The sequence below is a fragment of the Paractinoplanes atraurantiacus genome, from assembly GCF_900215205.1.
Lineage (GTDB): Bacteria > Actinomycetota > Actinomycetes > Mycobacteriales > Micromonosporaceae > Actinoplanes > Actinoplanes atraurantiacus.
Genome location: NZ_OBDY01000005.1, coordinates 168,609 through 192,327 on the forward strand (window position 1 = coordinate 168,609; position 23,719 = coordinate 192,327).

20 protein-coding genes are annotated in these 23,719 nt (G+C 71.2%); 10 read left to right on the forward strand and 10 right to left on the reverse strand.

The window, feature by feature from the left end; genetic code table 11:
• Positions 1-2 precede the first annotated feature (2 nt).
• Genes CRP55_RS14975 through CRP55_RS14990 form a run of 4 tightly spaced genes read left to right on the forward strand, consistent with a single transcriptional unit; the run spans position 3 to position 4,443 of the window.
• The gene (locus CRP55_RS14975) at positions 3-518 is read left to right on the forward strand and encodes a hypothetical protein (RefSeq protein WP_097320502.1); all 516 of its coding nucleotides are present in this window, start codon (positions 3-5) and stop codon (positions 516-518) included.
• On the forward strand, positions 518-2,107 hold the full coding sequence (locus tag CRP55_RS14980; RefSeq protein WP_097320503.1) for a hypothetical protein: 1,590 nt from the start codon (positions 518-520) through the stop codon (positions 2,105-2,107). Before CRP55_RS14975 ends, CRP55_RS14980 begins: the two co-directional genes overlap by 1 nt.
• A 1-nt stretch (position 2,108) precedes the next feature.
• Complete coding sequence (locus tag CRP55_RS14985; RefSeq protein ID WP_097320504.1) at positions 2,109-4,166, forward strand: ATP-binding protein; 2,058 nt, start codon at positions 2,109-2,111, stop codon at positions 4,164-4,166.
• Complete coding sequence (locus CRP55_RS14990) at positions 4,159-4,443, forward strand: hypothetical protein (RefSeq protein WP_097320505.1); 285 nt, start codon at positions 4,159-4,161, stop codon at positions 4,441-4,443. Before CRP55_RS14985 ends, CRP55_RS14990 begins: the two co-directional genes overlap by 8 nt.
• Before the next feature lie 8 nt (positions 4,444-4,451).
• Here CRP55_RS14990 and CRP55_RS14995 read toward each other — a convergent pair whose 3' ends face one another.
• Both CRP55_RS14995 and CRP55_RS15000 read right to left on the reverse strand, forming a co-directional pair.
• Positions 4,452-5,288, reverse strand: a complete 837-nt coding sequence (locus tag CRP55_RS14995; RefSeq protein WP_143234618.1) for a WD40 repeat domain-containing protein — start codon at positions 5,286-5,288, stop codon at positions 4,452-4,454.
• Between the two features lie 86 nt (positions 5,289-5,374).
• Complete coding sequence (locus CRP55_RS15000) at positions 5,375-9,298, reverse strand: hypothetical protein (RefSeq protein WP_143234619.1); 3,924 nt, start codon at positions 9,296-9,298, stop codon at positions 5,375-5,377.
• A gap of 281 nt (positions 9,299-9,579) precedes the next feature.
• Between CRP55_RS15000 and CRP55_RS15005 the strand changes: the two genes are divergently transcribed.
• Complete coding sequence (locus CRP55_RS15005) at positions 9,580-9,840, forward strand: hypothetical protein (RefSeq protein ID WP_097320508.1); 261 nt, start codon at positions 9,580-9,582, stop codon at positions 9,838-9,840.
• Between the two features lie 16 nt (positions 9,841-9,856).
• Here CRP55_RS15005 and CRP55_RS15010 read toward each other — a convergent pair whose 3' ends face one another.
• The 7 genes from CRP55_RS15010 to CRP55_RS15040 are packed head-to-tail and all read right to left on the reverse strand — an operon-like array spanning position 9,857 to position 18,257.
• Complete coding sequence (locus CRP55_RS15010) at positions 9,857-10,363, reverse strand: DinB family protein (RefSeq protein ID WP_097320509.1); 507 nt, start codon at positions 10,361-10,363, stop codon at positions 9,857-9,859.
• Between the two features lie 38 nt (positions 10,364-10,401).
• Positions 10,402-11,997: a PucR family transcriptional regulator gene (locus CRP55_RS15015; protein WP_097320739.1), complete on the reverse strand. Its 1,596-nt coding sequence runs from the start codon at positions 11,995-11,997 to the stop codon at positions 10,402-10,404.
• Positions 11,998-12,007: 10 nt separating this feature from the next.
• Entirely contained in the window at positions 12,008-12,703 is a 696-nt protein-coding gene (locus CRP55_RS15020) for an ABC transporter ATP-binding protein (protein ID WP_097320510.1), read from the reverse strand.
• Complete coding sequence (locus CRP55_RS15025) at positions 12,691-13,977, reverse strand: serine hydrolase domain-containing protein (RefSeq protein ID WP_245922999.1); 1,287 nt, start codon at positions 13,975-13,977, stop codon at positions 12,691-12,693. The genes CRP55_RS15020 and CRP55_RS15025 overlap by 13 nt, the downstream gene beginning before the upstream one ends.
• Positions 13,974-15,797 (reverse strand): dipeptide/oligopeptide/nickel ABC transporter permease/ATP-binding protein, encoded by a 1,824-nt coding sequence (locus tag CRP55_RS15030; RefSeq protein ID WP_097320512.1) that lies wholly within the window; start codon positions 15,795-15,797, stop codon positions 13,974-13,976. The genes CRP55_RS15025 and CRP55_RS15030 overlap by 4 nt, the downstream gene beginning before the upstream one ends.
• Positions 15,797-16,741, reverse strand: coding sequence for an ABC transporter permease (locus CRP55_RS15035; RefSeq protein ID WP_245923000.1), 945 nt, complete (start codon positions 16,739-16,741; stop codon positions 15,797-15,799). Before CRP55_RS15035 ends, CRP55_RS15030 begins: the two co-directional genes overlap by 1 nt.
• A gap of 4 nt (positions 16,742-16,745) precedes the next feature.
• Positions 16,746-18,257, reverse strand: coding sequence for an ABC transporter substrate-binding protein (locus tag CRP55_RS15040; protein ID WP_097320513.1), 1,512 nt, complete (start codon positions 18,255-18,257; stop codon positions 16,746-16,748).
• A 152-nt stretch (positions 18,258-18,409) separates the two neighbouring features.
• Here CRP55_RS15040 and CRP55_RS15045 point away from each other — a divergent pair, with 152 nt between their 5' ends.
• The 5 genes from CRP55_RS15045 to CRP55_RS15065 all read left to right on the forward strand — a co-directional run bounded on the left by CRP55_RS15045 (position 18,410) and on the right by CRP55_RS15065 (position 23,270).
• Entirely contained in the window at positions 18,410-19,600 is a 1,191-nt protein-coding gene (locus tag CRP55_RS15045) for a sensor domain-containing phosphodiesterase (protein ID WP_097320514.1), read from the forward strand.
• Between the two features lie 69 nt (positions 19,601-19,669).
• Positions 19,670-20,284, forward strand: coding sequence for an ECF RNA polymerase sigma factor SigK (sigK, locus tag CRP55_RS15050; RefSeq protein ID WP_097320515.1), 615 nt, complete (start codon positions 19,670-19,672; stop codon positions 20,282-20,284).
• Positions 20,281-20,997 (forward strand): anti-sigma factor, encoded by a 717-nt coding sequence (locus tag CRP55_RS15055; protein ID WP_097320516.1) that lies wholly within the window; start codon positions 20,281-20,283, stop codon positions 20,995-20,997. Before sigK ends, CRP55_RS15055 begins: the two co-directional genes overlap by 4 nt.
• A gap of 72 nt (positions 20,998-21,069) precedes the next feature.
• Positions 21,070-21,708: a fasciclin domain-containing protein gene (locus CRP55_RS15060; protein WP_097320517.1), complete on the forward strand. Its 639-nt coding sequence runs from the start codon at positions 21,070-21,072 to the stop codon at positions 21,706-21,708.
• On the forward strand, positions 21,708-23,270 hold the full coding sequence (locus CRP55_RS15065) for a molybdopterin-dependent oxidoreductase (RefSeq protein ID WP_097320518.1): 1,563 nt from the start codon (positions 21,708-21,710) through the stop codon (positions 23,268-23,270). The genes CRP55_RS15060 and CRP55_RS15065 overlap by 1 nt, the downstream gene beginning before the upstream one ends.
• Here the strand turns inward: CRP55_RS15065 and CRP55_RS15070 are convergent.
• Positions 23,257-23,715: a hypothetical protein gene (locus CRP55_RS15070; protein ID WP_097320519.1), complete on the reverse strand. Its 459-nt coding sequence runs from the start codon at positions 23,713-23,715 to the stop codon at positions 23,257-23,259. The two genes, CRP55_RS15065 and CRP55_RS15070, sit on opposite strands and share 14 nt — an antisense overlap.
• Positions 23,716-23,719: the final 4 nt, after the last annotated feature.

Sequence of the window (23,719 nt, forward strand, 5' to 3'; positions counted from 1 at the left end):
CGATGACCCTCTCCGTGGTGTACGCGCTGGAGACCGGCCACGTCGTGGGCGCGCTCTCCTCGCTCGGCGCGCCCGTGGCGGCGGACGCGGGTCCGCTGGTCGGCCCCGCGCTCCCGTTGCGGGTCGCCGTCGGCGCCGGCGAGCCGGCGATGGTGTCGGTACCCGTACGAGAGCTGGCCGCCCACCTCCCGGACGACGAACCGCTCGTCCTGACCGACCCGCTGGCGTTCGGCGTCGAGCAGCCCCCGAAGCCCGCTCTGGTGCGCCTGCGCACCTGGACGAACGCGCTGTCCTTCACCGACGCGGGCCTGTCCGTCACGATTCCGACGTTCGACCAGGTCAACGCCACCCACGTCGTCGCCTTCGTGACGGAGGGGCCCGACACCCGAATGACCTCCGGGGACATCAAAGCCGGCGAGACGACCGTGGTGCTGCCGATCGCCGTCGAGAACGGCGCTCACGGCGTCCTGGTCCTGGTGTCCGGCTGGGCGGGCCGCCTGGAAGCGGTGACCAAGTAATGATCACCGTGCAGCGGTGCGAGGTGCGGGTGGTCCGGCGCGGCGGGTGGAGCTGGGGCCCCGACCCGCAGGGCCTGGTCCGCCAGGTGCTGGACTCGCTGCCCGACCTGCTGACCGAGCACTTCGGCGAGGCGCTCACCGGCGACGGCCCCGACCTGGAGATCACCGAGCCGGTCCGCCTCACGGCCCGGCTCGGATCGTCGCCCGGCCTGGTCATCGAGCCCGCGACCGGCTCGCTCCCCGCCCCCCGGCCCGTCTCTTCCCCGGCAGCGCCCGAACCAACGTCCGGGACGGACGATCCACTGCCGCCCGGTCCGGCCACGCTTTTCGAAGAATTGGCCGTACGCGACGAGCTGGCACCGCTGCTGGCCCTGCTCCCGGACGAGACCTTCCGGACTTTCCTTACGGCGCTGCGTGAAGAACCATCACTCACAGTGGTCACCGCTCTGGTCACCGAGGGGACCCGGCGATGGTCCCTGACACCGCCGCCCGCCGGCGACATGGCCGGGCTGACGGCGGCGCTCAGCGCAGTCCCCGGCACTCCCCCGGCACCGCCCGATCCCGTCCGAGCCACGCCGGCGGCGGCACCTGGCGCCGCCGCCCCGGTGGCCGCCCTCGTCGCCGGCGAGACCCGTGCCGGCCCAGCGCTCCCGTTCCTCCTGGCCGGCCCGCTGGCCCGCACCGGCTACCTCGACGCGATCGGCCCCGCGCTGGCCGCCGAGACACCGCTGTTCGCGGCGGCGCTGGCCTACAAGGTGCTCAGCGCCCCCGAACGCGGCTGGCGCCGGCCCCCGCAGGACCATGCCGCGGCCGCCGCCTTCGCCGGCCTGCCCGAAGCCCCGGACCTGACCGAATTCGCCGGCCGCGTGGAGCCCGCGCTGCCGGTCCTGGACGGCGTCCTCGCCCTGTCGCTGTGCCGGGGCCACGACCCGGCCGACCCGCTACTGGTCACCGGCGTCGACGGCGGCCTGCTGCTGGTCGACGCGCAGGGCATGTTCCCGATCGGGTGGGCGCCGGACGTGGCCGGTCTGCTCCCCCACTGGACCGCCTGCGGCCGCCCGCCGGTCCTGGTGTGCGACGGCCCGCTCCCCGCCTCATGCCTGCGCGACCTCGCCACGGCCGGCGCCGACGTCCTGACCGACGCCCGCCCCCTGCGCGGCGACCCGCTGTCCCGCCTGCCGTGGCGCAGCCCGCTGTGGACACACGGCACACCCGCACCGGCCCTGGCCGCCGCGTTCCCCGGCCACGCCGAGCGCGCCGCCGAACTGGTGCGGTCCCTCTTCGTGGACCGGCTCGCGGTCCCCCGGGCGCGGGCCGGTCCTCTGGAACGCTCGACCGCCCTGGCCGCGTCGCTGGCCCTGGGCCTGATCGCGTGGACCCTGTGGCGCGACCGGGAGACCCCACATCCGGTGCTGGCCCTCACCAGGTTCGCCGACCTGGAGGCCACAGTCCGCTACGAGCCCCGCGTGGTTCGGGTCCGGCTTCCGCTCGGCCCCCGCCACGCCGACCTGTGGCGCAACGGATTGCTGACCGACGTACCCCATGTGGTCTGGCTTGGTGGTCGTTCCTTGACCTTCTCCGGAGGGTGAGATGACCGATCTCGCGCTGGAACACCTCCGCCTGCGCATGGCAGAGCTCCACCACGCCTTGCGCGCCGCCGTGCGGCGACAGGCCGAGGCCGCGGCCGCGCTGACCCGCCCCGACCTGACCCCGTTCTGCGTCACCGACGACCAGGTGGCCACCCTGCTCGAGCGCGTCGACGCCTTCACCTGCGCGATGACCGAGCCTCCCCCACCACCCCACCCGGCCCCGGAGCCCGAACTGGCCCTGCGCCGCCGGGCCGCCGCCGAGGGCGCGACCCTCCCCTTGGACATGCTGGCGAGACGGTTCACCCTGTCCCGGCCCGAACAGGACGCGCTGCTGCTCGTGGCCGCACCGGCACTGGACGCCGGCTACGAGCGCGTCTACGCGTACATCGTCGACAACCTGAACCGCCGCCTGCCCAGCGTGGAACTGCTGGTCGCGGTGCTCGCGGAGACACCACCGGCCCGGCTGGCCCTCCTGAAGGACCTGGCACCGGCCGGCCGCCTGCGCCGATACGGCCTGCTGCGCCCACACGGCGACGCCCCCGTCGAGCTGACCCTGTCCCCCGGCCTGTTCGAGTTCCTGCTGGGCTGGGGCGGCGACATGGGCCTGCTCGGCCACGATCCCGGCGAGGTGGTCGGGCCGGCGAAAGAGCCGGGATATCCGCCGCCGGAGCGGCTCACCAGGCTCGGCCATGCCCTTGGAGCGGGTGCCGTGGACGTGGTCGGGGTGTGGGGTTGCCCGCCGGACAGCCAGAGGGACGCCGCCCTGGCGCTCGCCCACGCGGCCGGTCTGCCGTTGCGCCGCGGGACGGCGGATGTGGAAGCCGACCTGCGCACGGCGGCCGCCCTGAACGCGATGCTGTGGCTGGAGACCGACGACGTGCCGCCCGTCGACGCGGCCCTCCTGAGGTCCCGGGTGCCCGTGTGCCTGACCGGCGTGTCACCGTGGCGTCCACCCGCACTGCTCGCCGCCCGCGCCTACGCCGAGCTGACGGTGCCCACACCCGGCTTCCCCGAACGGCGGGCGATGTGGTCGGCCGCGTTCCCCGCCCTCGACCACGGCCTGCTGGAGGACCTGGCCGTCCGCTACCGCATGAGCGGCGGCGAGCTGCGCGCGGTAGCGGCGGTGGCCGGCGCGGACGCGAGGCTGTCCGGGAACGGGCATCCCATCGGGAGACACGTCGAGCCCGCGATAGCCATCGTGACCCGGGGCCGCACCGGCGGCGCCGTGCAGTCGATCACCCCGCGCCGAACCATGGACGACCTGGTGCTGCCGGACGCGCAGCTGAATCAGATCACCGAGATCGTCTCCGCGTTCCGCGCGTGGCCCCGGATAGCCGAATCCTGGGGCTTCGCTCGCCGTGCGACCTCAGGCGGGGTGAAGGCGCTGTTCACCGGCGAGCCTGGCACGGGCAAGACGCTGTCGGCGGAGGTCGTCACCGGCATGCTGGGCCTCGAACTGCTGAAGGTCGATCTGGCCCAGGTCGTCTCGAAGTGGGTGGGCGAGACGGAGAAGAACATGGAGGTCGTCTTCCAGCAGGCCGAGGACAGCCACGCGGTCCTGCTGTTCGACGAGGCCGACGCCCTGTTCGGCAAGCGGGGCGAGGTGAAGCAGGGAACCGACCGCTACGCCAACCTGGAGGTGGGCTACCTGTTGCAGCGGCTGGAGGCCAGCGAGGGCCTCATCATCCTGACCAGCAACTTGAAGGAGAATATCGACCACGCGTTCACCCGCCGCTTCCACTTCGTTGTCCATTTCCCCCGTCCCGGCGTCGCCGAGCGCCGCCGCCTCTGGCAACAGGCATTCCCTCCGGAGGCTCCATTGGCCGCCGACGTGGACGTAGATGCTCTATGCCGTCTTGACATGACCGGTGCCGGCATAACGGCGGCCGCCCGCACAGCCGCGCTTACGGCCGCCGACAGGGACAGTCCGACAATCACCATGCATCACGTCGTACGCGGCGTCTCACGCCAGTTCCAGCGAGAGGCACGCCTGTTCCGCCCGTCAGAGCTGGGCCGCCACGCCGCACTCCTCACCGACAACGGGACGACCGATGCTTGAGCTGACACCGCCACGCCAGCGGCCCGCAGTCCCGGTCACCGCCCAGGAACTCCGCACCGCCGCGGCCGCCGACCACGGCAAGAAGTCCCTCGTCCTGGTCCCGGCCGTGATCGGCAACGCCCAGGCCGCCAAGACAGCAATGGACGCAAGCTCCAAAACATTGCCATCACATCTGGCCTCAACCTTCACCGCCGGCCAGGACCGCGTCGGCAACGCCGCCATCGCCGGCGCCGCGATGCGCGCGATCCCCATTGCGGTCCCCAAGCAAGACCGCTGATCGCGAGTTCAGTCCAGGACCTGCCAGGCCAGGAGCTTGCCGTCGTCACCACCGGTGAAAAGAGTCTTGCCGTCGGGCGTGAATCCCAGCGCGTTCAGTCCGCTACTGTGCGCTTCTTTGGTCTCGACCTCTACGCCATCGGACAGACGGTGTAGGCCGAGGTATCCCGACCACATTCCCATCGCGCAGTGCTCTCCGTCTGGGTGGAACGCCGCCGCGGTGTAGTCCATCGATCCGAAGACCTCGGGCAGGTGGGGATCGGTTTCACCGGTGCGCCAGACCGTCACCGCGCCCGTCTTGGGAGTGATCGCCAGTAGATATCGGCCATCAGGGCTGAAGCCTAGCCATCGAAGCCGCGGAGAGGAACCGGCCAGGCTGGCCGTGACCTCACCGGCGCTCAGGGAATACAGTTCGACGACGGCATTGCCCCATCCACCGATGGCAAACGACTTTCCGGAGGGATGGAGGGTGATGAGGGGCGTGGGTGAGTCGGGCTCATGACGATCTGGCTGGTCCGGGTGCCAGACAGACTCACCCGTCAGCCAATCTACGATCTTGACCTCGGTCCCGGTCACGGCGAGCAGACGGCCGGCCATGGCCACCGACTCCACCTCTCCATCGATCGGGGTGGTAGCCGATCCCGCGCCGAGGTCGATCAGGCTGAGGCGCTTCTCGGCCAGCCCGGCCACCGCCACGGTGTCATCGTCGCCGTGTACAAGCAGGTTGCAGACATCCTGGTCGGCCGACAGAGGGCACGGATCGGGATCGGGAAGACGCGTGAAGGCAGGCAATTGCCACCGGCTCAGCGCACGATGCCGCCCGGACGCTTTCTGCCCGACCACCACCTCGCTCCCACCAGGGCTGATCGACAAACGTCGCACATGTCGGGGATTCGTGAGCGGAACCTCGAATGGATCTTCACCCAGTCTCATCAGATGATCGGCTTTCCGTTCTCGTCCAGGAGGGGCCTGCCGTCGATACGCTTGGCGTTTGGGATGCCGCCGTCCGCGATGTCGCTGCTGAACGTGTCTTTCAGTTCGAGATTGTCGCTGAACTGATCGCCGTCGGCCTTCCGGCTCGTGTTGAACTTCTCCGTGACCAGACGCCAGCCCGATATGTCGACATTATGGCCCCGGCGGGCGTCGTCTCCGGAGCCGCGTCCTTCACGGAGCCAATGGGTGGCCAGTGGCTCCTCATGATCGACGACATGCTTGATCTTCGCTACATGATCGACCTTCAGCGTGCCCTGGTCGAATTCCGTACCCCAGCTTTCCGGCAACTGACGGGCCTTGTCGAGCGGCACCATCTCTTTCTTGGCCTGCGGGGTGTACCCCTTGAGGAGGATGGCACGGACCTTGTCCACCAGGCTCTTCTTCTCCTTCGCGCGCCAGTTCGTCGACATGGCTTTCCACCCGCTCCGGTAGTTGTACAGCCTTTCGCGCACATCGAAGCCGCGCGGGATCCTACGGACACCTGACTTCTTGAAGAATTGCTCCAGGCCCTTCATCCTGCTCAATGCCTTGATCTGGGTGGCAAGCGTCTCCTCGAGGTCTCGGTAGAGACGGTGTTCCGCTTCGGCCATCCACATTTCCTTCAGCTGATCAGCCTCGGCCTGAGTCTTGACTCGCTTTCGCACGTTCTTCGTCTTCTTGCGGTTCTCCACCCTGGCCTTGACCCGGCTGAGGGTCGTCGCCTTTTCCCTCTTCCAGCGCTTCTCGGCCGCTTCCAGATCGTCGAGAGTTCCCTTCAACTTCGCCAACTCGGTCCGAGCCGCGTTCTTGTCGTCAGGGTTGGCGATTTCATTGACCTCACGCTGAAGATTCGCATAGACGGATCTGACCTCTCCGGCGAACCGGCTCGCGAGCTTGAAATCCAAGCCGGATCGGCCGGCGTCACCGCTGAGGGTGTGCGTCTCGCCGGAGGTCATGGCGAACGCCTTCTTGATCACCTTGGGCCGGAATGTTCTGAGCTTCCAGTTGATCTTCTCCGCTCCGTCTTCGGCACGCTTCTCCGACGGCCGGCCGGTCTTCGGGTCCCGGTCCTTCGGGTCCCGGTCCTTCGGCATCCGCTTGCGCTTGTCCATCGCCGCCTTGAGCTTGGACCACAGCTTCTTCACCAGGCCGACGATCTTGTCGATCACCCAGTCGATGGCTCGGTTCACCGGGCGGGCCAGTTTCTGGAAGGCCTCTCGCACCTTGCCGGCTATGCCGCCGATGCCCAGGATCGCGGCCAGCGCGCCTATCAGCACCGGGATCGAGCGGGCCAAAGCGTTCTCCACCAGCGCCGCCACGCCGCCCGCGCCGCCCTTTGCTATGGCTATGACCGCGTCCAGGACCGCGTTGACGAACTCGATGATCTGGCGGCCCTGAGTCACCACGAAGCGGATGATGTCGATGATCATCTTGCAGGCGCGGATGAAGGCCGAGGCCGGGTTGAACAGGGACACGATCCACGTGACGCCCGCTATGAGGATCGTCGGCAGCAAGTAGCCGACCAGGTTTTTGATCAGGTCCTTCTTGAGGTCGCCGACCCTGGTCTTCAGGTCGGACCACATTCCCTTTACGCCGTGCTTCTTCGTGTCCGCCACCAGCGGCACCGCCGTCTCGGCCGCGCTCACCGCCTGCTCGGGAACCTTGCGGACCAGCCGCGACCTGATGTTCATCCAGGACAGGCCCAGCAGGGCCGCGATGATCATGAGGATGCCGAGGATGTCGAAGCTCGGCGGCAGGACCAGGCCGGCCGTGCCGCCGACGCCCAGCAGCCACGCCAGCACGCCCTGCTCCAGGTGCCGGCCGGCGTTCTTGGCGAACAGCTTCAGACCGCCGCCGACCGCGCTGACCAGCTTGCCCAGGAAACCGATCGGGTCCTTCAGGATCCCGCTCACCGCGGACGCCGCCTTGCGCAGGACGCCGAGGAGCAGACTTCCCAGTTCTTTGATCGTACGGATGACCCCGCCGATCGCGGCCGCCGCCTTCGAGACGAGCCCCTTGTTCTTCTCCTTCTCGGCCGCGATCTCGTCGTCGACCGCCTTCACCGCGTCCGCGTACTTGGTGGCCAGCGTGTCGACCAGCTCGGTGCCCTTGTCGTCGACCGTGTCCCGCAGCTCGTCGAACTTGCCCTCGAAGTCCGCCGCCGCCGTACGGCCGATCGCTTTGAGGTCCGCCGGAAGCTTGTCCACCGCGGCCTTGAGCTCCTTGCGGCCGGTGGCGATGCGGGTCTTGGCCCGCCGCAGCTCCCGCTCGATCGTCTCGGCGATGTCGGTGATCACCTGGCGCATCGCGGTCAGGTAGTGCGCCTTGGCCGTCTCGTAGATCCGGTTCGCCTCTTCGGGCAGGTCGGCGAACAGGTCCTTCACCCACCGGGCCTTGCCGCGCACGCCCGAGTAACGCCGGTCCTTGTACTCCTCCATCCCCCGCTCGTGCTCGGCGGTGAACCGTTCCCGGGCCCGTTTCTCGTCCCGCGTGAACTGGTCGTCCACCGTCTTGTCCAGGTCTTTGAGGATCTTCTCGACGTCGTCCTTGGTCTTGTCGAAGACGTCCTGGAGGATCGCGGTGACCTGGATCCGCTTCTCCTCGTCGCTGCCTTTGGTGGCGACCTTGCCCGCGCCGACGTTCTTCCCGGTCGTCACCCGGCTGCCGTGCATGGCGGTCATCGCGGCGGCCCCGCGGTTGGCCGCCACCTTCTTGACGTCTTTGATTTCCTGGGCTTCTCCCGTACGGAGTTGGCCCGGCGCCGTCTCCGAATGGGCTTCCATCGTCTTCTTGTCCTGGACCGCCTTGTCGAACCCGGGTTCGCGGGCGTTGTCGAACGACAACTGCTCCTCGGTGACCTTGGCGTCGGCCATCTGCCGGTCGACCCGGGCCGGCCCGGCCGACATGTCGGTCGCCGAGGCCGGCAGCGGATCCGGCGCGGCCAGGCCCGGATCGGGCGTACCCGGCCGCCCCGGCACCTTGTCCGCGGCCAGCGGCACGACCGTCTTCTCGTCCGGCGCCGGCGCGGGCGTCGCGTGGGTCGTGTCGGCGATCTCCTTGGCCGAGGCCTCCTTACCTTCGCCGACCTTGCCCTGCACCTCCTTCTTCACCTCGTCGGCCTTGCCGGACTCGCCGAAGCTGTCCGCCTCGTCGAGGTTCTTGGGGGCCCGTTTCGCGACGGCGTCCTCCACCGCCCGTACAAAATCGGCTTTGTTGAACTCTTTGGGTTGAGCGGCGTCCATGTCCTCGGCGTGCGCCGCTTTGCCGCGGGCCTCCCGATCGTCACTGGGCGGCACCGAGGCGGCCTGAGCCGCCCCCGCCTCGGCCTTCGGCGGCGGATGGCTGGAGGCGATACGGCGCTTCTTCGCCCGTACGTCTTTGCGCAGCACCTGGAATTTCGGATCGCTCCCGGGCGTACGCGGACCGGCCGCCTCTTTCTTCGCCGCACCCTTGTCCGGCCCTTCGGCCGAGACCGCTCCTTGGTCCTTCTGCTCCGGCTTGGCCGCGGCCGGCGGAACCGCCTTGACCACAGGCCGCGGCGCCACCTTTCCCGTCCCAGGAATGCCCGCCGCCTGACCGCCCGTCGCAGGAGTGCCTGCCGCGGGCGCGTTTGTCGCGGGCAGTGTGCCGCCGTGCGTTGCCACGGCCTGGTTACCGATCAGGTTCTGGGCGGCCAGCAGCATCTGCCCCGGCCAGCTCCCCGGAACCGGCGCCCCACCGCCCATCGCCACCGACACGGCCGCGTTACCGGCGAGCGCCCGGGCCTGGACGACATCCGCGGTGGTCCCTTCCCGCCCACTCGGCGCCCGGCCGTTGTCCAGCGCCGACTGCACGGCCGGGGCAACCGCCGGCCGTGGCGCGCGAACCTTCACAGGAGCAGGCATCCGAAGCCCACAATCCCACCATCACCGTCGCACCGGCGCGGCCCGAGCGTCACCCCCGCGTCACCGCCGGCACTCCGCGCGCTTCACCGGACGTCAGGCTGGTCGCGAAGGCAGGATGGAATCATGGTTGACGAGGTTGAGGACCTTTGGCACACCATCGTCGATTGGCTTCGCGGCCATGCGCCGGCAACCGCGGCTCACCTCCGCCCACCGGCCACCGACGAGTCGCTGTCGTCGCTCGCCGCCGCGTTGGGAAGGCCCCTTCCGGCCGATCTGCGGCGATGGTGGCAGCTGGCGGACGGGATGACCACGAATCGGCGTGGGACGACGGCGTCTACTGGGAGAGCCTCACCGACATGCTCACCGACGTCCGCGACGCGCTCGTTCATGGCCGGCCGGCCCTCGTGGCCTACGCCGAACGTCGCTTACAGCACTTCGCCGGTCACACGGTGGACGCCTCGACATGTCGGGCGACGGTGGACGCGGCCGGGCATCTGGAATGGACTGAGCAGGAGGTCGGCTCCCCCGGTCAGCGGGGCTGAGCAAAGAATCGGCTGCTCAGCCTTGGCGGGTGCCGTCGAGGGATTCGCGGATGATGTCGGCGTGGCCGCCGTGGCGGGCGGTCTCCTCGATCATGTGAAAGAGGACGTAGCGCACGTTGCAGTCGATGATGTCTTTCCGCGCGCACGGGCTGTCGAGGTCCATCGACGCGACGATGGCCCGGGACTCCTCGATCTGCTCGCGGTAGTACGCGACCCAGTGGTCCACGGTGTCGCTCTCGTCGACCTGCATGTCGGCGTCGTAGGGGTCGGGCATGACGGCCGGCCAATTCTCGGGGAGGTCGCGCCCGGCCATGACGACCTGAAACCAGCGGCGCTCCCAGGTGGCCGCGTGCTTGATCAGCCCCAGCAGCGACAACGAGCTGGCGCTCGGCGCCGTCCGGGCCGCGGCATCGTCGAGACCGTCGAGCGTCTCGATCAGCATCTTGCGCTGAGAATCGAGAAAACCGTTCAGGGCATCGCGTTCCGAGGTATAGGCGACTCGCGCGTCCCGGTAGTCGGACATGCGGGGATGCTATCGACCCTGATCAAGCTCGACCGCCCTCAGCTGGGGAACAGGCGTAGCTGGAGCATGGCGCCGAAGCGGGACTCCGGGTCGGTCAAGTCCAGGTCGCCTACCTCGGAGAGGCGGCGCAAGCGGTAGCGGAACGTGTTCGGGTGTACGTGCAGGGCGGCTGCGGCGGCCACCGCGTCGCCGAAGGCGTTCAGCCAGGCGGCCAGCGTTTCTACCAGGTCGGCGTTGTGTTCGGCGTCGTACGCCATCAGCTTGGCCAGGGGGCCGCTCGGGGTGTCGCCTCGGGCGGCTACCGAGTCGCGCATCTCCAGGACTATCGCTGCCGTGTAGACGTCGCTCAGGCGGGCCACCCGGCGGCCGCAACCGGAGTGCAGCACCCGCAGAGCGCGGTCAGCACTGGCCCGAGCCGCGGAAAGCGTAGCCACGGTTGCGGCCGATGGGCTCACGCCGACCAGGGCCGGCACCCGGTCGCCGACCCGGTCCAGGAACTCGGTGGCCACCCGGACCGCGCGCTCCTCCGTCACCGCCGGCAGCAGGCCGTACGCCACGTCGCCGAGCAGGGCCACCGCGCTTCCCGCGTGGACCGCGCTCAAGTGCATGGCCAGCGCGTCGGTCAGGCGCTGGCGGTCGGCGGCCAGGCCGGAACGGTCGGCGGCCGACTCCACCGCGGCCGGGGCCAGCGCCAGCACCACCAACGGCTGGTCGGCCAGGCCCAGGCGGGCCAGGGATTCCCGGGCGCCGGATCCGCCTTCCAGCGCCGTGCCCACCAGTTCTGTGCGCAGGCGGCGCTCGACGTCCGCGCCCGCCCGCAGGCGCAGCAGGTGCAGGGCGACCAGTTTGGCGGCGTCGCTGAACGCCCGCGCGCGGTCGGGGGTCAGCGGCTCGCGCACCGCCGCCCAGATCGAGCCCAGGAACTCGTCGCCCGCTCGGACGGCCACGGCGGCCCGGGGCACCGAGAAGTCATCGGCGCCGCTGGACGGCGGGGTCACGTAAACCGGTTCTGAGCTTCGGTGCAGATCCCGGTGTACGCCGGCGACGGTGAGCAGGCGGGCGAAACGTTCCGGGACCTGGCGGCCCAGGATGGTCTCCACCCGGGACTCGTCGGCTTCCTCCTGGCGGCCCGAGAAGGCCAGCACCCGCGAGTCGGGGTCTTCGATCGTCACCGGGGCGTCGACCAGGGCGGCCACCGCGTTGGCCAGGGCGAACAGATCACCCGAGGGCAGGCCGCCGAGGGTTTCCGGGCCGCCCACGTCGCCCTGGCTGAGCATCGAGCGCAGCAGAGCCGCCAACTGCGCCCAGGAAGCGCCGCGGGTCAGGGCCAGCAGTGCCACCCCGGACTCGTCGGCGGCGGCGCGGACCTCGTCGGTGGCCGCGACCGGGGCCCGTACGACCAAAGCGGCGTGACCACCCAGGGAGCGCAGGAGAGCCGCGATCTGTTCGGAGGAGTGCAGGCCCACCCCCAGCACCAGCGCCGGCGTGGGCAGATGCGGCTCGTCGAACGGGTCGTGGATGGCGATGCCGGCGATCGGCTCGGGTGAGCTCACGTCGCCGTGCACCAGGTCGAGCAGCGTGGCGCCGAGGTCGTCGAGGACCCGGCCCAGGCTGGCGCGCGGCAGCTGGCTCATGCCGGCCAGCCTAGGGGCGGGGGACAGCATCCAGCAGCTCTCGCGTGTATTCGTGCTGAGGCTCGTCCAGCAGCGAGACCGGGCCGTACTCGACGATTTTGCCCTGGCGCATGACGGCGACGATGTCGCTGACGTAGCGGACCACGGCCAGGTTGTGCGAGATGAACAGCATCGTGAGGCCCATCCGCCGTTGCAGGTCGCGGACCATGTTGAGGACGGCGCCCTGAATGGAGACGTCGAGGGCCGACGTGATCTCGTCGGCCACGATCACCTCGGGGCGGCCGGCCAGGGCGCGGGCCAGCGCCACCCGCTGCCGTTGACCGCCGGAGAGCGCGCCGGGCCGGACGCCGGCCCGTTCCGCCGGGAGGCCGACCATTTCGAGGAACTGAGCGACGTCCGTACGGCCCCGGGCGACCTCGGCGATCGAGGCCCCGATGGTCATGCGGGGGTCGAGCGCCGAGTACGGGTCCTGGAAGACCATCTGCACCGGCCCGCCTCCGCGCGGGTGCGGATGGATCCGCCCGCTGGTGAGCGGGACGAGCCCGACCGCGGCCCGGGCCAGCGTCGACTTGCCCGAGCCGGATTCGCCGACCAGGCCGACGACCTGGCCGGCCGGCACCGCCAGGTCGACGCGGTCGACGGCGACCGTGCCGTGCCGGCGGGAGCCGAAACGGACGGTCACCTCCTCGAAGGTCAGCGAACGCATCGCGGGGTGGCCCGGGCGCCGAAGTGCATGTACGGCTCGCCGGTGGGCAGCTCGTAGAAGGTGGCCGGGATCCAGTTGCCGGTCTCCGGGTCCTGGCAGACGAACAGGTCCGGCTCCACGGCGACCATCCGGTAGTCGACCGGCTTTTCCTGGAGCACTTCGGCCATCGGCCCGGTCACACTCACCCGCAGTACGCCTTCGGGCAGCACCTCCTGGCGGATGCTGGCCCGCTCGTAGACCCCCACATAGGGCGCGATGTCCACCTCGACGGGCGTCGCGGGCGGTCCGAGCGGATGCGGCACCGGCACCCCGGCCAACTCGTCGAAGATCTCCCGGAACAGCTCCTCGTACAGTTTGGCCCCGTTGCCGCCGTTGGTCAGCAACGTGACCGCGAGGCCCTGTGAGGGCAGGACGCGCAGGAACGACGCCTGCCCGATGGTGTTGCCGTCGTGCCCGATCAGGCGGTGGCCGCCCCAGTTCAGGCGCTCCCACCCGAGGCCCCACGAGTCGCCCAGCAGGTGCGTGTCCGGCAGGTCGACCTGATGCTCGGCCATCTCGGGGTGCATCCCGGACAGCGCGAACCGCAGCACGTCACCCACGGTGGAGACGATCGCGCCGGCCGGTCCGGCCGAGCGCGGAATGCCCCAGACCGGCGCCAGCACCTGCTTCCCGTCGTCGGTGACGTGGCCGACGGCGGCGCGGTGCATCAGCGCCTCCTCGGGCAGGGTCACGGTGTGCTCGAGCCCGAGCGGCGTGATGATCCGCTCGCGCAGGGCCGCGTCCCAGGTGCCGCCGGTCAGCTTCTCGACGACCCGGCCGGCCAGGGAGAAACCCGAGTTGCAGTACGACCACGTCGCGTCCAGCGGGTGGTTCTGCGCCGCCTCGGAGAGCCCGGCCGCGTACTTCTCCAGGCAGTCGTCGCCGCGCCCGGTGTCGGTGAAGACGTCGCCGTCGATGCCGCTGGTGTGGGTCAGCAGGTGGCGCATGGTCACCTTGGGATCGCGCAGGCGCAGCTCGGGCATCACCTCGACGAGCGGGGCGTCCAGCTGGATCTTGCCTTCCTCGACCAGCTGCATGACCAGGGTGGCCGTCCAGACCTTGGTGATCGAGCCGATCTGGAACAGCGACTCGGTGGTCACCTCCACGCCGGTGCGGAGGTTGAGAACCCCGTACGCGGCCTCGATCTGCTCGTCGCCCTGAGAAATGCCGAGGGTCGCGCCCGGCACGTCGTGGCGCGAGGCGAGCTCGGCCAGACGCTCGGTCCACTGTGTCACGATGCTGCTCCTTCCAGATGGGCTTCGGCGTGCCAGCAGGCGACGCGGCGGCCGTCGTCATGAACGGTCAAGGTGGGGTCCTCGTCGAGACACCGCTCGGTCGCGAGGGGGCAGCGCGGGGCGTAGGCGCATCCGGCCGGCAACGCGTGCGGATCCGGCGGGCGCCCGGGGATCACCGCGAGCGGACGGTCCCGGTCGGTGGTCATGGAGGGAACGGCAGAGACCAGGGCTTGGGTGTACGGATGGAGCGCGCCCCCGGCGAGCGAGGCCGTGGGCAGGTCCTCGACCACCCGCCCGGCGTACATGACGAGCACCCGGTCGCAGACCTGGCCCACCACGGTCACGTCGTGGCTGATGAACAGCAGCGCGGCCCCCTCGGCGGCGCGGACGTCGGCCAGCAGCTCCAGCACCCGGCGCTGCACGGTCACGTCGAGGGCGGTGGTCGGCTCGTCGGCGATGATCAGTCGCGGACTGGCCATCACGCCCATGCCGATCATGGCCCGCTGCCGCATGCCGCCGGAGAACTCGTGCGGCAGCTGACGGGCGCGGCGCTCGGCGTCCGGGATCCGTACGGCCGCCAGCCGATCGACGGCCCGGCGCCAGGCGGCGCGCCGGGTGGCCCCCTGGTGTTCGCGGGCCACCTCGGCCAGCTGGCGGCCCACTTTGTGGGTGGGGTTGAGCGAGGTCATCGGATCCTGGAAGACCATGGCCAGCGACGTGCCGAGCAGCTTGCGGTGGTCGCCGTGGCGCAGGTCCTCGCCGAGGAACTCGATCCGGTCGGCGTCGACCCGGCCCGGCGATTCGATCAGTTGGGCGATGGCCAGGGCGGTCAGGCTCTTGCCCGAGCCGGATTCGCCGACGATACCGACCGCCTCGCCCGCGCCCACGGTCAAGCTCACCCCGCGGACCGGCGTCACGTCGCCGTAGCTCACCCGCAGGTTCTCCACGTGGAGCAGGCCCCCGCCGGGCAGCGGCTCCGCCTTACCGACAAGCGCGCTGCGTGGTTTGTCAGGATTTATCATGACAAGACCGCGCGCCACTGCCTCGCCGGTCAGGTTGAACGCCATGGCCGCGACGATGACGGCCACCCCAGCGGCCAGCGCCCCCGCCGGATGAATGTAGATCTGCGCCAAGCCCTCGCCGAGCAACCGCCCCCAGTCGTAACCGGGCGCCTGAACACCGAGGCCGAGGAACGACAGGCTCGCAAAGGCCAGCAGGGCGCTCCCGGCCGCCATCGTCGCCGACACCACGAGCGGCTCGGCGATGTTGGGCAGCACGTGCCGCAGCAGAATGCGCATGCGACCGACTCCGGCCACCCGGGCCGCCGCGATGAAGTCCCGTCCCGAGATGGTCGCGGCCAGCGTCTGCGTCAGCCGGGCGAACGCCGGCGCCGTCGCGAAGCCGATCGCCAGCACCGCCCCCTTCGCGCCCACCCCGAAGATCACCGCGAAGAAGAGCGCCAGCAGCAGCGTCGGAAAGGCCACCGCGATGTTGATGACCGCCGTGATCCACCGCCCCACCCGACGCCCGAGCAGCGTCGGCGCGGTCCCGAGCAGCAGCCCCACGCCCACCCCGATCGCGGTCGCCAGCAGCGCCAGCCCCACCGACAGCCGCGTCGCGACCAGCACCCGGGCCAGGATGTCGCGCCCCAGCAGATCGGTGCCGACCGGGTGCGCGGAAGAGGGACCAAGCAAGATCTCATTCGGGTGTACGGCGTCAGCCCGCTCCTGCCACAGCAACGGCGCCACCAGGGCCAGCCCCAGCACCAGGACCAGCAGCACCGCGGCGCTGATGCCCAGGGGCCTCTTCAGATACGCCATCAGCTCTCCCGGATCGCCGAGCGCGGATCGAGCACGGCCAGAGCCACGTCCACCACCAGGTTGATCAGGAGCACGCCGGCCCCGTACACCAGCACCACGCCCTGGACCGTCGGATAGTCCTTGGCCAGGATCGACTGGACGATCGTGCCGCCCAGTCCGGGCCAGGCGAAGATGTTCTCGATCAGCACGGTGCCGGCGACCAGCGCGCCGAGCAGGAGGCCGCCGACGGTCAGGGTGGCCGTCAGAGCGTTCGGCAGCGCGTGCCGCAGGTAGACGGCCGCCGGCCGCAGGCGCTTGGCTCTCGCCGTACGGATGTAATCGGCTTGAAGCACCGAAAGCAGTTCCACCCGGATGATGCGGGCCAGCATGAAGGCGGGGCCGATGGCCAGGGCCAGGACCGGCAGGATGTACGACGACGGGCCCGACCGCCCGGCGACCGGCGTCCATCCGAGTTGGACGCTGAAGACGAAGACCAGCCCGACCGCCATCAGGAACTCGGGGATGGTCGCGACCACGACGCCGGCCGAGGTGAGGGCCCAGTCGCGGTTTTTGTTGCTCCGGGCCAGAACGGCCATGATCGTGCCGAGCGGCACCGAGATCAACACGGCCACCGCGAAGGCCAGCAGAGCCATCTCGACCGTGGAGCCGAGCCGCGACGAGATCACCTCGTCCACCGGCAGACCGGACGTCATCGACACGCCCAGGTCGCCGGTGACCAGGTGGCCCAGATAGTGCACGTACTGCAGCCACAGCGGGTCGTCGAGCCCCATCGCCGCGCGCCGCTGCTCGATCAGCGAGAGCGGGGCGGTGGGGCCGAGCGAGGCGCGCACCGGATCGCCCGGCAGCACGTGGATCATCAGGAAGGCCGCGGTCACCAGCACCCAGACCGACAGGACCAGCCGCCCCGTCCGGCGTACGCCGAATCGCACCCACGTGGCGTCCACGGGCTCAGCCCAGCATGCGGATCGACGCCGGGTCGATGTCGCCCTCGGTCAGCTCCAGCTCGGCCCCGCGGGCGACGACCGGCAGGTTGGAGTTGGCGAACGGCACCAGATCCAGGTTCTTGATGACGGCCTTCTCGGCCGCGTCCCACTGCGGGCAGCCGCTGTCCCCGGTCAGTTTCTGAGCGGCGGCCACGGCTTCGGCGTACGCCTTGTTGTCGAACGCCGCGAAGTTGGCGCCGTCCGGCGGGGTCGGCCCGGACAGGAACGGCACCAGCTGGCTCGGCAGCGTCACACCGATCGGGAACATCGCCACGTCCCAGGCGAGCTGCCCGGCCGCGATCTGGCCGACCTGCGTGGTGGTGACCGACTTCAGCTCGACCCGCACCCCCGCGGCCTGCCACTGCTGCTGCAGCAGCTCGGCGGCGGCCTGCGCGCCCGCGCCGCCGGTGGCGCCCCACACCACGGTGAGCTTCGGGCTCTTCGCAGACAGCACCGCCTTACCCGCCGCCGCGTCGAGGCCCGGCACGTTGCCGGTCACGTTGTCGCCCTTGCACGGGGTGTTGGCCGGCGCGACCAGGCCGGTCGGTGCGGCGCCGCGGCCGCTGGTGAAGACCTGCTGCATCTGCTTCAGGTCGAGCGATTGCACGAGCGCCGTGCGGACGGCCGGATCGGCCGTGGGCAGGCCCTTCTTCTGGTTGAACCAGAGCTCACCGGTCGGCGCCAGCACGTCGCGCTTGAGGAATCCGTCCCCCTGCAGCCGCTGGCTGTCGGGGCCGGTGAAGCGGGCCGCGTTCACCTCGCCCGACAGCACCAGGTTGGCCGTGGTGGTCTCGTTGGTGATGACCCGGATGACCACCTTCTCCGGCAGGCCCACGGGACCGGTCACGTCCTTGCGCCGGGCCAGCGTGTAGTGGTCGTCGGGAACGGCCTCGCTCACCGTGTAGAGCCCGGTGCCGTCGGAGGACTGCTTGAGCTTCGCGCGGTCGGCCATCCCCTTGGCGCAGACGATCGGCAGGGCGCCGAGGTTGCGATCGAGGAAGGCGTCCGCGGTGGGCGAGGTGACGCTGACCGTGCCGGCCGCGTCGTCGGCGGTGGCCTTGACCCCGGCCGGCACGTAGAGGCCGATCCGGGTCGACGAGTTCTTGGGGTCGCCCACGAACGCGATGTTCGCGGCCACCGTGGTCGCGGTCAGCGGCGTCCCGTCGGCGCAGGTGATGTCCTTGCGAAGGGTGAACTTGGCGGTCGTGCCGGTCGACTCCCACGTCGCGGCCAGCCCCGGGCGGGTCTTGCCGTCCGGTTCGAAGCCGAGCAGCGAGTCGTAGAGGAACCGGTCGACCTGCCCGGTGACCGACAGGGAAGTGAAATGCGGATCGAGGTTGCCGGGGTCACCCGGCACCGCCATCGTGAACGTCTTGCCGTCGACCGGCCGGCCCCCGCTCGCCCCGCCGCCGTCATCACCGCAGGCGGCCAGGAGCACCACAGCCCCGGCCGCGGCCGCGCATCGCAAAGCCTTCATAGTGCCTCCACGTGCTGCGTGTGCCGAAAGACTGCCGATCACCCGGCCCCCTTGTCTTTGGCGCAGCCGACAACATGAAGACGATCGATTCGTTGTGCGGGACGACACGTCCGCTCAGGTCGCCCGGCCCGGAGCCGATGAGACAGCGCGTGATGAGACAGCGTGACCTGGCGGCAGAGCAGGTGGCCGACCTCCTGCGCACCGCGCGGCGGTCGCTGGGGCTCAACTTCGCCTTCCTGAGCCGCATGGACGGCACCACCCAGCACCTCGAGGTGGTGGACACCCCGCTTCCCTCATTCGTCCTCGACGGCCTCGAGCGCGCCCAGGACACGTCGTTCTGCCAGGCGATCCGGGACGGGCGCCTGCCCGCGGTCATGCCGAACGTCAAGGACTTCCCCGAGGCGATGAAGCTGCCCGCGGCCCGCATGCCGCGGATCCGCAGCTTCATCTCGGTGCCGGTGGTGCTCAGCGACGGCAGCGTCTACGGCACGTTCTGCGCCGGCGGGTTCACCGCCGACGCCAAGCTCTCCGACCGCGACGAGGCGCTGATGTCGGTGCTCGCCCACGCCGCCGCGGTCATCATCGAGCCCGACGTGCACAAGCGCCGCCGCAACGCCGAGCTCGAAGAGCGCTACCGGCCCCTGATCGAGGCCGGCGGCCCGGCCGTCCTGCTCCAGCCGATCATCGACCTGGCCACCGGCCGCCGGGTGGGCGCGGAGGCGCTGAGCCGCTTCCCGCAGCACTGGAACGAGCCGCCGGACGAAAGCTTCGCCGACGCCGGGCTGATCGGCGAGCGGGACCGGCTCGAGATCCAGGCCCTGCGCTCGGCCGCGGCCCACCTGGACCGGGTCTCCGGCTATGTCGCGATGAACGTCTCGCCGGCCACGCTGATGACCGGGGAATGTCAAGACGCCCTGAGCGCGATGCCGCTGAGCCGCGTCGTGCTCGAGCTCTCCGAGCACGACCCGGTCGAGGACTACGACGCCCTGCACGCCGTGCTGGCGCCGCTGCGCGCCCGCGGGATGCGCCTGGCCATCGACGACGTCGGCTCCGGCTACTCCTCGCTGCGCCACATCGTGGTGACCCGCCCGGACGTCATCAAGCTCGACCGCGGCATCGTCACCGGCCTTCAGGGCGACAGCGTGCTGCCGGTGGTCGTCCGCTCGCTGGTCGACCTGGCCGCGGCGGTCGGCGCCGTCGTGGTGGCCGAAGGCGTGGAGACCGCCGGGGACGCCACCACGCTGGCCGCCCTCGGCGTGCACCTGGGCCAGGGCTGGCATTTCGACCGGGCCGTCATCCCCTCGGAGCTTCGGGAGACGTACGGCGTCATGGCCCCGGTCTAGTGACCAATCCGCGGGCCCGAGGGCACCGAATCGCCTAATGGAAGATTCGATCCGCGGAGAGGCGACACCATGGCAGAGCGCGGCATCAGCCGCCGCCCGGAGCACCTGACACCGGTGCCCGGGCCGGAACCGCAGCCGGACGCCGGCACCCTGCTCCGGGCGGTGGCCCGCGGCGACGAGAAAGCGTTCGACCGGCTCTACGAGCTGGTGGCGCCCCGCGTCTACGGGCTGATCCGGCGGGTGCTGCGTGACCCGGCGCAGGCCGAGGAGGTGGCGCAGGAGGTGCTGGTGGAGGTGTGGCGGTCGGCGGCCCGCTACAACTCGGACCAGGGATCGGCGACCGCGTGGATCTTCACCATCGCCCACCGGCGCGCGGTGGACCGGGTCCGGTCGGAGCAGGCCTCGGCCGACCGCACGCTCAAGGTCGGTGCCGCGTCGATCGACACGCCCTTCGACGAGGTCGTGGACGAGGTCGCCGTGCGGCTGGAGCGCCGGCAGGTGCGCCACTGCCTGGACGGGCTGACCGAGCTGCAACGGCAGGTGGTCACCCTGGCCTACTACCACGGGCACACCTATCCGCAGGTGGCCAAGCTGCTCGGGGCGCCGCTGGCCACGGTGAAGACCCGGATGCGGGACGGGCTGATCCGGCTGCGGGACTGTCTGTCGGCGGGGGTGGCGGCATGAGTACGGATGTGCACACCCTGGTCGGGCCCTACGTCCTGGACGCGGTCGACGACGTCGAGCGGGCCGCCTTCGAGCGGCACCTGCGGGAATGCGAGGACTGCCGGGCCGAGGTCGGCGAGCTGCGGGAGGCCGGCGCGCGGCTGGCCGACGGCGCCTGGTCGGTCCCGCCGCCCCGGCTGCGCGAGTCCGTGCGGGCCGAGATCCGGCGGACCCGTCAGCTCGGGCCGCCCGCGAAGGTGCGCACCACGCGGCGCCTGTGGCCGGTGGCCGCGGCGGCGGCCGCCGTGCTCGTGGCCGGCGGCACCGTCTATCAGGTGCAGGAGCAGCGGATCAGCGACGAGCGCGCGGCCGCCGTGGCCGCCCGGGCGAGCGAGGCGCGCGTACGGGCGATCCTCACCGCTCCCGACCTGGTGGTCCGTGAGCAGCCCCTGACCAGCGGCGGGCGGGTCACCGTGGCCACGTCGCGACTGAACGACGCCGGCGTGATCATGCTGGCGGCCGCGGCGGCGCCGTCGGGCGGGCACGTCTACCAGCTCTGGACCATCCGCTCGGGTGACGCGGCGTCGGCCGGCGCGCTCGGCGTGGGCCAGTCGGCCACCGTCCGCATCGTCGACGGCCTGTCCGGCTCGTCGGCCATCGGGGTGACAGTCGAGCCCGCGCCGGGTTCGCGGACACCGACGACCTCGCCGGAGGCGCTCGTGAAAATAATCTGATGACCGACCAATCCGGCGCATGACTCGTACCGAATCAAAGGTGTACGAACCCGATTCGGAGGAGTAAAACTCATGCGTGCACCGAAGCTCGTAGCCCTCACCGCGGCGACCCTGTTCACCATCTCGCTGGCGGCGTGCGGCAACGACGACTCCACCGACGGCACCGCGGCCGCCGCGCCCGACATGACAGCCAACGCCGCTTCGTCCGCCCCATCGGACATGTCGGACTCGACGGTCAACTTCGGGAGTGGCTGCGCCGCGGTGCCGGCCGACCCGGCCAACAAGGGCAGCTTCCAGGCGATGGCGCAGGTGCCGGTCGCGACCGCGGCGTCCGGCAACCCGCTGCTGTCGACGCTGGTCTCGGCGGTCAAGCAGGCCGGGCTGGTCGACTCGCTCAACTCGGCCGACGGCATCACGGTCTTCGCGCCCACGAACGACGCCTTCGGCAAGATCCCCTCGGCCGATCTGAAGAAGGTGCTGGCCGACAAGAAGACGCTGACCGACATCCTCACCTACCACGTGGTGCCCGGGAAGCTCACCCCGGCCGACCTGGCCGGCGACCACAAGACGCTGGAGGGCAAGGACCTGATGGTGGCCGGGTCCGGCACCGACTTCAAGGTGAACGGCGCGGCCTCGGTGATCTGCGGCAACGTGCAGACGGCGAACGCCAACGTCTACATCGTCGACTCCGTCCTGATGCCGAAGAGCTGATGCGCGGCCTCCTGCGCGGCGCCGCCGCCGGGGTGCTCGCCGCCGGGCTCGGGATCGCGGTCGCGGAGTTGTTCGCGGCCGCGGCCCGGCCCGGGGCCGGGCCGCTCGTGGCGGTGGGCGGCGCGGTCATCGACGCGACGCCGACGGCGGTGAAGGAGTTCGCCGTACGAGAGCTGGGCACCCACGACAAGCCGGTGCTGCTGGCGTCGGTCGGTCTGGTCGTAGCGCTGTTCGCCGCTCTGATCGGCGTCCTCGGGCAGCGCCGCCGCGCCCTGGTGGCGGCCGGCGCGGCGGTGCTCGGGGTGGCCGGCGCGGCCGCGGCCTTGTCGCGGCCCGCCGGCACGCTCCCCGACACCGGTCCGTCGCTGCTGGCCGCGGCCATCGCCGGCGTCACCCTGTGGTGGTTGCTGGCCCAAGCGGCCCGCCTTTCCGTCGCCTCGCCCGGCAGCGCCCCTTCCGTCTCCTCGCCCGGCAGCGACCTTTCCGCCTCCTCGCGTCGTGGCGACCGGGCGGAGCCGGCGGCCGGCACCGAGCGGCGGGCGTTCCTGCGGGGCGCCGCGTTGGTGGCCGGCGCGGCGGTGCTCGCCGAGGGAGGCGCGCTGATCATCCGGCGTACTGCCGGCCGGGTCCGCACCGACCTCCGGCTTCCGGCACCGGCGTCGGCGGCCAAGCCGTCGGACCCCCGGCTGGTCACCCCGGCCGGCGACTTCTACCGCGTCGACACGGCGCTGACCGTGCCGCGGATCGACCCGGACGCCTGGTCGCTGCGGGTGCACGGCATGGTCGGCCGCGAGCTGCGGCTCTCCCTGGACGACCTGCTGCGCCGCCCGCTGATCGAGCGGGACATCACCCTCAACTGCGTCTCGAACGAGGTCGGCGGCCCGTACATCGGCACCGCCCGCTGGCTCGGCGTCCCGCTGGGCCCCTTGCTGCGGGAGGCGGGCCTGCTCGAGGGCGCCGACCAGATCGTGGCCCGCTCGGTGGAGGGCATGACCATCGGCACACCGGTCGCCACGGCGCTCGACGGCCGCGACACGATGCTGGCGGTCGCCATGAACGGCGCGCCCCTGCCGCCCGAGCACGGCTTCCCGGTGCGCATGCTGACCCCCGGGCTGTACGGCTACGCCGGCGCCTGCAAATGGGTGACCGAGCTGGAGCTGACCACGTTCGCCGCGTTCGACGCCTACTGGGTCAAGCGCGGCTGGGCCCGGGCGGGGACGGTCCGCACCGCCTCCCGCATCGACAAGCCGCGCCCGTTCGCCCGCCTCGCCCCGGGCCCGGTCACGGTCGCCGGCGTGGCCTGGGCCCAACGCCGCGGCATCGCAAAGGTCGAGGTCAGCGTCGACGGCGGCCCCTGGCGGCCGGCTGAGCTGCTGCCGGTGCCCTCGGTCGACACGTGGGTGCAGTGGCGCTACAGCTGGCGCGCCACGACCGGGCCGCACTCCCTGGCGGTCCGCGCCACCGACGGCGACGGCACCGTGCAGACCGAGGAGCGGGCCACGCCGTTCCCCAGCGGCGCCACCGGCTGGCACACCACAACGGTGACGGTCACGCCCGCTTGACGGCGACGGTGACGCGGTGGGTGGTGGCGAAGATCGTGCCCGCCCAGCCCTGGGCCTCGCGGAAGGCCAGGCTGGTCGTCTCGGAGGCGGCCCGGTCGGCGACGAGCGTGAAGGCGCCGCGGGCCAGCTCGCGGCGGTAGAACGAGAGCACCGCCTCCGGGTCCGGCGCGCTCAGCACGAACGAGGCGCCGGACTCGGGGTCGGACAGGCTGGTCACCCGGCTGCCGGGCGGCAGCGGGAAGGCGGCCGGCACGTTGCGGGGCGCGGCCGCCGCCGGAACGGCCGCCTGCAGGTCACGGCCGACGGCGCGGGCGCCGGAAGCGGGAACCGGGGCGATCGCGGCCGGCTCGTCACGGCGGGTCTCGGCGGCGGCGCTGCCGCAGGCGCCCAGACCGGGGATGGCGAGCAGCGTGGCCAGGACGGTGACGATCCGCTTCGCGAACATGGGG

Bases quoted from the DNA above. Each gene is read 5' to 3' on its own strand.
- CRP55_RS15040 (WP_097320513.1), bottom strand. From the start codon at position 18,257: ATGAAGGCTTTGCGATGCGCGGCCGCGGCCGGGGCTGTGGTGCTCCTG.
- CRP55_RS15060 (WP_097320517.1), top strand. From the start codon at position 21,070: ATGCGTGCACCGAAGCTCGTAGCCCTCACCGCGGCGACCCTGTTCACC.
- CRP55_RS14990 (WP_097320505.1), top strand. From the start codon at position 4,159: ATGCTTGAGCTGACACCGCCACGCCAGCGGCCCGCAGTCCCGGTCACC.
- CRP55_RS15000 (WP_143234619.1), bottom strand. From the start codon at position 9,298: ATGCCTGCTCCTGTGAAGGTTCGCGCGCCACGGCCGGCGGTTGCCCCG.
- CRP55_RS14980 (WP_097320503.1), top strand. From the start codon at position 518: ATGATCACCGTGCAGCGGTGCGAGGTGCGGGTGGTCCGGCGCGGCGGG.
- CRP55_RS15010 (WP_097320509.1), bottom strand. From the start codon at position 10,363: ATGTCCGACTACCGGGACGCGCGAGTCGCCTATACCTCGGAACGCGAT.
- CRP55_RS15005 (WP_097320508.1), top strand. From the start codon at position 9,580: ATGGTGGCAGCTGGCGGACGGGATGACCACGAATCGGCGTGGGACGAC.
- CRP55_RS15015 (WP_097320739.1), bottom strand. From the start codon at position 11,997: ATGAGCCAGCTGCCGCGCGCCAGCCTGGGCCGGGTCCTCGACGACCTC.
- CRP55_RS14975 (WP_097320502.1), top strand. From the start codon at position 3: ATGACCCTCTCCGTGGTGTACGCGCTGGAGACCGGCCACGTCGTGGGC.
- CRP55_RS15065 (WP_097320518.1), top strand. From the start codon at position 21,708: ATGCGCGGCCTCCTGCGCGGCGCCGCCGCCGGGGTGCTCGCCGCCGGG.
- sigK (WP_097320515.1), top strand. From the start codon at position 19,670: ATGGCAGAGCGCGGCATCAGCCGCCGCCCGGAGCACCTGACACCGGTG.
- CRP55_RS14985 (WP_097320504.1), top strand. From the start codon at position 2,109: ATGACCGATCTCGCGCTGGAACACCTCCGCCTGCGCATGGCAGAGCTC.
- CRP55_RS15055 (WP_097320516.1), top strand. From the start codon at position 20,281: ATGAGTACGGATGTGCACACCCTGGTCGGGCCCTACGTCCTGGACGCG.
- CRP55_RS15030 (WP_097320512.1), bottom strand. From the start codon at position 15,797: ATGGCGTATCTGAAGAGGCCCCTGGGCATCAGCGCCGCGGTGCTGCTG.
- CRP55_RS15045 (WP_097320514.1), top strand. From the start codon at position 18,410: ATGAGACAGCGTGACCTGGCGGCAGAGCAGGTGGCCGACCTCCTGCGC.
- CRP55_RS15070 (WP_097320519.1), bottom strand. From the start codon at position 23,715: ATGTTCGCGAAGCGGATCGTCACCGTCCTGGCCACGCTGCTCGCCATC.
- CRP55_RS15020 (WP_097320510.1), bottom strand. From the start codon at position 12,703: ATGCGTTCGCTGACCTTCGAGGAGGTGACCGTCCGTTTCGGCTCCCGC.